The 8,601-nt window shown below is 67.6% G+C and carries 9 protein-coding genes; 4 read left to right on the top strand and 5 right to left on the bottom strand.

Translation table 11 applies throughout. The annotated features are described in order from the left end of the window. Window positions 1-156: 156 nt before the first annotated feature. Window positions 157-828: a hypothetical protein gene (locus AC1DOC_RS09325; protein ID WP_436300134.1), complete on the top strand. Its 672-nt coding sequence runs from the start codon at window positions 157-159 to the stop codon at window positions 826-828. Window positions 829-846: 18 nt separating this feature from the next. On the opposite strand, the gene AC1DOC_RS09320 is transcribed toward AC1DOC_RS09325, so the two are convergent. Genes AC1DOC_RS09320 through AC1DOC_RS09305 form a run of 4 tightly spaced genes read right to left on the bottom strand, consistent with a single transcriptional unit; the run spans window position 847 to window position 4,240 of the window. Then, on the bottom strand, window positions 847-1,653 hold the full coding sequence (locus AC1DOC_RS09320) for a PPK2 family polyphosphate kinase (RefSeq protein WP_012748114.1): 807 nt from the start codon (window positions 1,651-1,653) through the stop codon (window positions 847-849). 49 nt (window positions 1,654-1,702) lie between these two features. After that, window positions 1,703-2,137 (bottom strand): RNA-binding S4 domain-containing protein, encoded by a 435-nt coding sequence (locus tag AC1DOC_RS09315; protein ID WP_478129706.1) that lies wholly within the window; start codon window positions 2,135-2,137, stop codon window positions 1,703-1,705. A 4-nt stretch (window positions 2,138-2,141) separates the two neighbouring features. Continuing rightward, window positions 2,142-3,563 (bottom strand): sensor histidine kinase, encoded by a 1,422-nt coding sequence (locus AC1DOC_RS09310; protein ID WP_478079986.1) that lies wholly within the window; start codon window positions 3,561-3,563, stop codon window positions 2,142-2,144. Further along, window positions 3,560-4,240, bottom strand: a complete 681-nt coding sequence (locus tag AC1DOC_RS09305) for a response regulator (RefSeq protein WP_478129705.1) — start codon at window positions 4,238-4,240, stop codon at window positions 3,560-3,562. Before AC1DOC_RS09305 ends, AC1DOC_RS09310 begins: the two co-directional genes overlap by 4 nt. Window positions 4,241-4,367: 127 nt before the next feature. Between AC1DOC_RS09305 and AC1DOC_RS09300 the strand changes: the two genes are divergently transcribed. The 3 genes from AC1DOC_RS09300 (at window position 4,368) to AC1DOC_RS09290 (ending at window position 7,559) form a co-directional block, all read left to right on the top strand. Then, a complete protein-coding gene (locus tag AC1DOC_RS09300) occupies window positions 4,368-5,327 on the top strand; it encodes a Bug family tripartite tricarboxylate transporter substrate binding protein (RefSeq protein ID WP_012748111.1) in 960 nt (319 codons plus the stop codon). A 179-nt stretch (window positions 5,328-5,506) separates the two neighbouring features. Beyond that, window positions 5,507-6,043: a tripartite tricarboxylate transporter TctB family protein gene (locus AC1DOC_RS09295; protein ID WP_012748110.1), complete on the top strand. Its 537-nt coding sequence runs from the start codon at window positions 5,507-5,509 to the stop codon at window positions 6,041-6,043. Window position 6,044: 1 nt separating this feature from the next. After that, on the top strand, window positions 6,045-7,559 hold the full coding sequence (locus tag AC1DOC_RS09290) for a tripartite tricarboxylate transporter permease (protein ID WP_478129704.1): 1,515 nt from the start codon (window positions 6,045-6,047) through the stop codon (window positions 7,557-7,559). Window positions 7,560-8,167: 608 nt separating this feature from the next. On the opposite strand, the gene AC1DOC_RS09285 is transcribed toward AC1DOC_RS09290, so the two are convergent. Then, window positions 8,168-8,601 (bottom strand): M55 family metallopeptidase (locus tag AC1DOC_RS09285; protein ID WP_478129703.1); only part of this gene is annotated, 434 nt, incomplete at its 5' end.

Genomic DNA, 8,601 nt, shown 5'->3' with positions numbered 1-8,601 from the left:
CGGCCACGCGGTCCTGACGGCAGGGTCGCTCTTTTGCTGTCAGCCAAAAGCACTCAGCAACGCGTTCGTCGCAACTTCGCGACAAATCAGGCTCAAAAGTAACCATCTGTATGGTTAAATCGCCCGAACTATCGCGAAAGAGGACGAGGGATCTCCATGAAGCTGCTGCTGAGCATCGTGTGCGCCGTTGTTGCGTTGGCAGGGTGCGTCAGCACGCCGCCCACACCGACGCAACCCGGCACCGGAACCGGGCTGTCGTACGTGCCCATGGTCGCCATGGAAGGCGTGGACCGGGCCCGCTACGACAGCGACGTGGCCGATTGCCGCACGGCGGCAATGCGGATCACCGCGCGCAGCGAGACCGGCGACGCCATGTGGCTCGCACTGGGCCTGGGCCTGATCACGGTGCACGGGCAGGGCATCGTGGCCGCGGCCTCGTACACCGGCATTTCGGCCGCGGTGATCGACATGTCCTACCGGCCCAGCGCGGAGCTGATCGCCGAGCACCAGCAGATCGCCGTGGTGCACTGCATGGCCAAGCGTGGCTATCGCAATCTCGACCCGAACGTGCGCGACACCTTCTACGGCCATGCCTTCAATCCGGAAGTGGTGATGGCGCCGCGCCGGACCGGCGTCGACACCTACAACGCCGAAGTGCTTGCCAAGGCCGGGCAGTGCAGCATCCAGCCGCGCGCCGAGCTCACGGCCAAGGGCCCGGGCTACGAGTCGTACAGCGTGCCGTGCTCGAACGGCACGGCCTGGGCCGTGCGCTGCGAATTCGGCAAGTGCCGCGTGCTGGGCCAGTCGGCCGTCCGGCGCTCCTCCTGACGGCGCGGGCGCCGCTCGTCACTTGATGAGCATGCCCTTGAGGGCGGGGTCGGCGGGCGGTGCCTTGAGCTTCATCTGCCGCAGGATCTTCATCAGGAGCCGCGCGATCATCAGGTTGCGGTGCCGCTTGTTGTTGGCCGGTATCACRTACCAGGGCGCGTGCTCGGTCGAGGTGGCACGCAGCGCCTTGTCATAGGCCTGCTGGTAGGCGCTCCACTTGGTGCGCACCTCGAGGTCGCCCACATTGAACTTCCACTGCTTGCCGGGCGTGTCGATGCGCGCCTGCAGGCGTTCGCGCTGCGTGTCCTTGTCGATGTGCAGCATGCACTTGACGATCACCGTGCCGGTCTCGACGAGCAGGCGCTCGAAATCGTTGATCTGCGCATAGCGCCGCTGGGTCTCGGCCTTGTCGATCCAGCCTTCGACCACGGGCACCAATACGTCTTCATAGTGGCTGCGGTTCCATACCGCGATCTCGCCGCTGCGCGGCACCACCGCATGGCAGCGCCAGAGATAGTCGTGCGCGCGCTCGTCGTCGCTGGGCGCCTTGAAGGCGGTGACGCGCACGCCCAGCGGCGAAGTGCGCGAGAAGACCCAGCGGACGGTGCCGTCCTTGCCGCTGGTGTCCATGCCCTGCAGCACCAGCAGGACCTTGCGGCGGCCCTCGGCGTGCAGCAGGTTCTGCATTTCGTCGAGCTCGATGGCCAGGGCGTCGATCTCGGCGAGCTGGTCGGCTTCGTTGCCGTCCAGGAACGGAGATTCGCCGGGGTCCACCTGCGAAAGTTTGAACTTGCTGTCGACGCGGTACTTCTTGAAGCTGGCCATGAATCCGGACTCCGTGCAAAAGCACGCAGCGTACGCGATCAGCGCCGGGTCAGCGTTCGCTCTCGTCCGGGTCGATGGAAGCGCTCCAGCGGCTGTCCCATTCGGCATGCCGCGCGGCGCCGTCGAGCTCGCGCCGGTYGCGCTTGGTGGGCCGGCCCTGCTCGATGGCCAGCGCCGGTTCGCTGCCCATGCGGCGCTGCTCGCGGATGGCCGCCTGCGCCGCAATGCTCTCGGGCGTTTCTTCGTAGAGCTGCTGCGCCACCGGCGCGGGCCCGCGCTGGCCGCTCAGGCCGCGCACCGTGACGGTTCGCGTCACGGCGCCCAGGCGGATGGCCACCGTGTCGCCGGGCTTGACCTCGCGCGAGGCCTTGGCGATGTCGCCGTTGACCTGCACCCGGTTCTTGCCGATTTCGTCCGCGGCCAGCGAGCGCGTCTTGAAGAAGCGGGCGGCCCAGAGCCATTTGTCGATGCGCAGGCGATCCATAGGTTCAGGCATTGTGGTGGAAGAGAGGCAGCCGCACGACAGCATCGAGGCCGATCACCTGTGCGGAATTTTCCTGCGCGTTGCGGTTGTCGAGGCTGATGCGCCCGCCGAGCGCGAGCACGATCTCGCGGCAGATGGCCAGGCCCAGCCCCGAGCCGCTGGCGGTGTCGCCGGCGGAAAACGGCGCGAACAGGCGCTGGCGCAGTTCGGCCGCAATGCCGGGCCCCTGGTCGCGCACCGTCAGCACGGCTTCCGGGCCGTCCGAGCGCACCATCACCGAAAGGGCGCCGCCGCGCGGGCTCTGCTTGATGGCGTTGTGCAGCAGGTTGCGCGTGAGCTCCTGCAGCATCCATTGGTGCGCGCGCACCGTCACGGGCCCGTCGATGGCCAGTTCGAAGTCCAGCGCCTTGTCGGCGATCAGCGGCGACAGGTCGAGCGCAATCTGGCGCACCACCTCGCCAAGCTCCAGCGGCATCGATTCCGGCCGCTGGCGCAGCTGCTCGACCTTGGCGAGCGACAGCATCTGGTTGGCGAGCGTGGTGGCGCGCTCCACGGTCTGGCTGATCTCGCCCAGCGCCTGCTCGGGCGGCACGTCGCCGCGCCGCGCCGATTGCACCTGCGCCTTGAGCACCGCGAGCGGCGTGCGCAGCTGATGGGCACTGTCGCGCACGAAGCGCTTCTGGTGGTCGAGCAGTCGCTGCAGCCGGCCCATGACCTCGGTGGTGGCATCGACCAGCGGGCGCAGTTCGCGCGGCGCGTCGGGCGCGTCGATCGGGGAAAAGTCGTCGGCCGCGCGCTTCTCGATGGCTTCGCCGAGCTCGCGCACCGGCCGCGTGGCGCGCTGCACCACCAGCACGGTCACCAGCGCGATCACGCCCATCAGCAGCAGCTGGCGCCACAGCATGTCGACCAGCAGCTTGCGCACCAGCGTTTCGCGCAGCTCCAGGGTTTCGGCCACCTGCACCACGGCCATGCCGCGGCCGCGGCCGCTGGCCACGGGCTGCAGCAACACCGCCATGCGCACCGGCTGCTCGCGAAAGCGCGCGTCGTAGAAGTCGACCAGTGCCGCATAGGCCCCGCGGTCGGGGATGCGGCCGCGCCAGAACGGCAACTCGGCAAAGCCCGAGACCATCTCGCCGTCGAGCGCGGAGACGCGGTAGAAAAGGCGGCTGCGGTTGTCGGCCTCGAAGGCCTCGAGCGCCGAATAGGGCACGATGGCGCGCAGCCGCGCGTTCTCGTCGTAGCCTTCCACGTCGAGCTGCTCGCCGATGGTCTTGGCCGACGCGAGCAGCGTGCGGTCGTAGGCCGTGGTGGCAGCGGCCAGGCTCTGGCGGTACAGGCTCACGCTGTTGATCACGATGAACAGCGCCACCGGCGCGAGAATGCCCAGCAGCAGCCTCGCGCGCAGCGACAAGGCCCTCTTCATGGCTCGGCGCGCAGCAGGTAGCCCAGTCCGCGCAGCGTCATCAGCGCCGCGCCGGTGCCCGCGAGCTTCTTGCGCAGGCGATACACCACCACCTCGATGGCCTCGTACTGCACGTCGGTCTCACCCGGGAACACGAGTTCGAAGAGCCGCTCCTTGCTCACCGCGTGGCCGGGCYTCATCATCAGCGCCTTGAGCAGCGCCAGCTCGCGCGGCGTGAGCTCCAGGATGCCGGCGCGGTGGTAGATGGCGCCGCTTTCGGGGTCGAAGCGCAGCCCGCCCACCTCCTGCGGGTTCAGGACCGCGTCGGCACCGGCGTTCTGGTGGCGCCGGCGCAGTGCGCGGATGCGTGCTTCCAGTTCGTCGAGATCGAAGGGCTTGGGCAGGTAGTCGTCGGCGCCGGCGTTCAGGCCCATGATGCGGTCGCCGACCGTGCCGCGGGCCGTGAGCAGCAGCACCGGCGTGCGCAGCCCCGCGGCGCGCGCCTGGGCCAGCACCTGCAGGCCGTCGAGGTTGGGCAGGCTCAGGTCGAGCGCCACCACGTCGGGCTCCAGGGCGCGCCATTGCTCGACGGCCAGGGCGCCGTCGCCGCAGATGCGCACGTCGATCCTGCTGCGGGCGAGGGCGCGCTGCAGGGTGACCTGCATCGAGGGATCGTCTTCGACCAGCAGCAGCTTCATGGGGTGTGGTGGGGGAATGGTACTTCGGTGTTTTCCCCAGTCCGGTGGACAGCCAACTGACAGCAGGGCGGCGCATGATAGCGGCTCAGGTCCAAGTCAGGTTTTCTTTAGTTCTCAGGAGACAACGATGCGTCGCGACACCTTTTTGAAGTCATTGGCCGCGCTGGCCGCCGCCGGAGCCCTGCCGTTGTCGGCACGCGCCGCAGCCAACGTCAAGATGATGATTCCAGCCAACCCGGGCGGCGGCTGGGATACCACGGGCCGCGCGCTGGGCAAGGCAATGACCGAATCCAAGCAGGCCGACACGGTCACCTACGACAACAAGGGCGGCGCCGCCGGCGCGCTGGGCCTGGCCCAGTTCGTGAACGGCTCCAAGGGCGATCCGAACGCGCTCATGGTCATGGGCTCCGTCATGCTCGGCGGCATCATCACCGGCAAGCCGCCGGTCAACCTCTCGCAGGCCACGCCAATTGCGCGCCTGACCACCGAATACAACGTGTTCGTGCTGCCGGCCAATTCGCCCTTCAAGACCATGAAGGACGTGGTCGAGCAGCTCAAGAAGGACCCGGGCAGCGTCAAGTGGGGCGGCGGTTCGCGCGGTTCCACCGAGCACATTGCCGCGGCCATGATCGCGCAGAAGGTCGGCGCCGATCCGTCCAAGATCAACTACGTGGCCTTCCGCGGCGGCGGCGAAGCCACGGCCGCCATCCTGGGTGGCAACGTCACCGTCGGCGGCAGCGGCTACAGCGAGTTCGCCGAGTACATCGCCGCCGGCAAGATGAAGCCCATTGCGGTCACCTCGGCCCAGCGCCTGCCGGGCATCAACGTGCCCACGCTCAAGGAGCAGGGCATCGACGTGGAGATCGGCAACTGGCGCGGCGTGTACGGCGCTCCCGGCATCAGTGCCGAGCAGCGCAAGGCGCTGACCGACATGGTGCTGGCCGCGCTCAAGAGCCCGTCGTGGGCCGAATCGCTCAAGAAGAACGACTGGACGCCGGCCGTGCTGTCGGGCGACGCCTTTGCCAAGTTCGTCGACGACGACTTCGCGAGCCTGCGCGCGATCATGGCCAAGTCCGGGATGATCTGATTTCGCTCGCCCCCAGTCTTCGCGCACTTCGTGTCGCTACGCCAACCCCCTACCGGGGGCAACACCAGAGGCCCGGCGGAGCCGGTTCCTCGGTGTTCCTGGCAGGGGATGGGGGCTCTTTCGAGTAGTGGGGGCTTTCAGCGAGTCCCCGTTCCTTTCCCTGACTGCGGGAGCAAAAAATGACAACTCCAGAATCCTCGGTCTCGCCGCAAGCTGCGGCCACGTGGCCGCAAACATTGGTCGGGGCCGGCGTGCTGCTGACCGGCTTGGCGCTGGCTTTCGGCGCCATCGGCATTTCTTCCGAGGCCGGCTACGGCGGCGTCGGGCCCAACTTCCTGCCCTGGCTGGTGTCGGGCGTGCTCACGCTGTGCGGCGCCTGGATTCTCTGGGAAGCGCGCACCGGCGGCTTTCGCGAGCTCGACGCACCCTCGGGCGCGGAGCATGCCTACTGGCCGGGCTTCGTCTGGGTGTCGGCCGGCCTGCTGCTCAACGCGGCGCTGATCACCATGCTGGGCTTCATCCTGAGCTGCACGCTGTGCTACGTGCTGGCGGTGCAGGGCCTGCGCCGCGCGAGCGGCCATCCCTCGGCCAACCAGCCGCGCACCTGGGCCATCGACCTTGTGACCGGCGCGCTCATCTCGGCGCCCGTGTTCTGGATGTTCACCAAGTTCCTGGCCATCAACCTGCCGGGCCTCACGACCACCGGCTGGATCTGACATGGACATTTTCAACGCACTCATGATGGGTTTCGCCGCGGCGATCACCCCCGTCAATCTTCTCTGGTGCCTGGTGGGCTGCGCCCTGGGCACGGCCGTCGGCGTGCTGCCGGGCATCGGCCCGGCCGTGGCGGTGGCCATGCTGCTGCCGATCACCGGCAAGGTCGACATCACGGCCTCGATGATCTTCTTCTCGGGCATCTACTACGGCGCCATGTACGGCGGCTCGACCACGTCCATCCTGCTCAACACGCCCGGCGAAACCGCCAGCATGGTGACGGCGATGGAAGGCAACAAGATGGCCAAGAGCGGCAGGGCGGGCGCAGCGCTGGCCACCGCCGCCATCGGCTCCTTCGTGGCCGGCACCATCGCCACCGTGATCGTCACGCTGTTCGCGCCGTTCGTGGCCGAGTTCGCCGTGAAGCTCGGGCCGCCCGAGTACTTCCTGCTGATGCTGCTGGCCTTCACCACCGTGAGCGCGGTGMTCGGCAAGAGCACGCTGCGCGGCATGACGGCGCTGTTCATCGGCCTGGCGGCCGGCTGCGTCGGCCTCGACCAGATCTCGGGCCAGGGCCGCTACACCGGCGGCATTCCCGAACTGCTCGACGGCATCGAGATTGTGCTGGTGGCCGTGGGCCTGTTCGCGGTGGCCGAAGTGCTGTACGCCGTGCTCTACGAGGGCAAGGTGGTCGAGGCCCAGAACAAGCTGACCCGCGTGCACATGAGCAAGCGCGACTGGAAGCGCTCGATTCCGGCATGGCTGCGCGGCACCGCCATCGGCACGCCGTTCGGCTGCATTCCCGCGGGCGGCACCGAGATTCCGACCTTCCTGAGCTATGCGACGGAAAAGAAGCTGGCCAAGGATGCCGACGCCAAGGCCGAGTTCGGCACCACCGGCGCCATCGAAGGCGTGGCCGGCCCCGAAGCCGCCAACAACGCCACGGTGACCGCGGCGCTGATCCCGCTGCTCACGCTCGGCATTCCCACGTCGAACACCACCGCCATCTTGCTGGGCGCGTTCCAGAACTACGGCATTCAGCCGGGGCCGCAGCTGTTCACCACCTCGGCCGCGCTGGTGTGGGCGCTGATCGCCTCGCTCTACATCGGCAACGTGATGCTGCTGGTGCTGAACCTGCCGATGGTGGGCCTGTGGGTCAAGCTGCTGAAGATTCCCAAGCCGCAGCTCTACGCCGGCATCCTGATCTTTGCGACGGTGGGTGCCTACGGCATGCGCCAGAGCGCATTCGACCTGTTCCTGCTCTACGGCATCGGCCTGCTCGGCGTGGCGATGCGGCGCTTCGACTTTCCGACCGCTCCCGTGGTGGTGGGCATGATCCTCGGGCCGCTGGCCGAAGCGCAGCTGCGCAATGCGATGTCCATCGGGGAGGGCAGTGCCGTGGTGTTCTTCCAGCGGCCGATGTCGATCACGCTGGTGGTTGTCATTGTGGCTGTGCTGGTGTTGCCGCGGGTTGCGAAGCGGATGAGTGAGCGCAAGTTGGCCAGGCTGGCGGCCTGAGGGTGCTGTTTTTTCCCAGGGCCGGGTCTCGCCCCGGCGGGCGACTTACTTTCTTTTGCTTCGCCAAAAGAAAGTAAGCAAAGAAAAGGCGACCCCACTGTCTGCGACCCTTCGCTGCGCTACGGGCAACCTGCGGTGCTCGCGTTTCGCGGGGTCCGCAGAACTCGCTTCGCTCGGACAGCTGCGGCCCTGATCCGCGAAACGCTGCGCTCCTCGGCGCATACAGAGGGGCTTGGGAACCACACRGGCCTTTGCTTCGCTCGGCCACCAAGCCACCGCGGCGCTGCGCGCCGCGGTGGTTGGAATTGGCTGTTGGTATTGGCTGTTGGATATTGGGGCCGAGCGAAGCGAAGGCCGCCCGCTCCCACCCCTTCTGTATGCGCCGAGGAGCGCAGATGGAGGCGGGATCAGGGCCGCACCTGTCCGAGCGCAACGCAGTGGAGCGAGTTCTGCGGACCCCCGCCGKAATCGAGCACCGCAGGTTGCCCGCAGCGAAGCGGAGGGACGCAGACAGTAGGGTCGCCTTTTCTTTGCYTACTTTYYTTTGGCGAAGCAAAAGAAAGTGAGTCGCCCGCCGGGGCGAGACCCGGCCCCGGAACCCAAAAAACTCAACGCAACATAGAAGACATCGCCGAACAGCAGTTCAGCATCCGCACAGCCGCTTCCACCGTCTCAGCAGAAAACCGCAACGTGACACCGTCGACGCGCTCGAACGACGGCCATTGGCAGAACAGATCCGCCATCATCGGCGACTGCGTGCGCAGTGTGACCACCTGCGGACCCTTGAACACCAGCGGCCTCGCATTACCGCGTGCAGCCAGCGCCTCGGCCACACCCGCCCGGATGGCGTCGCGCGACTGCTCGGGTGACAGCGACACCCCGCTGTTGAACCCCGTGGCACGCTTGGTCTGCACGAAGGTCGCGTGCGGAAAAAGCGCCCGGTTCTCGGCGATGAACACGTCGTCCCCGCTGGCCATCACCACCGGCACGCCATATTCGCCGGCCAGTGCGCCGTAGAGCCCGGCCTCGCCCAGTTCCTGCT

This window comes from Variovorax sp. 01T439_2 (assembly GCF_056398445.1).
The sequence above is the reverse complement of the archived record's forward strand: the minus strand, read 5'-3'. Positions and strand labels throughout refer to the sequence as shown.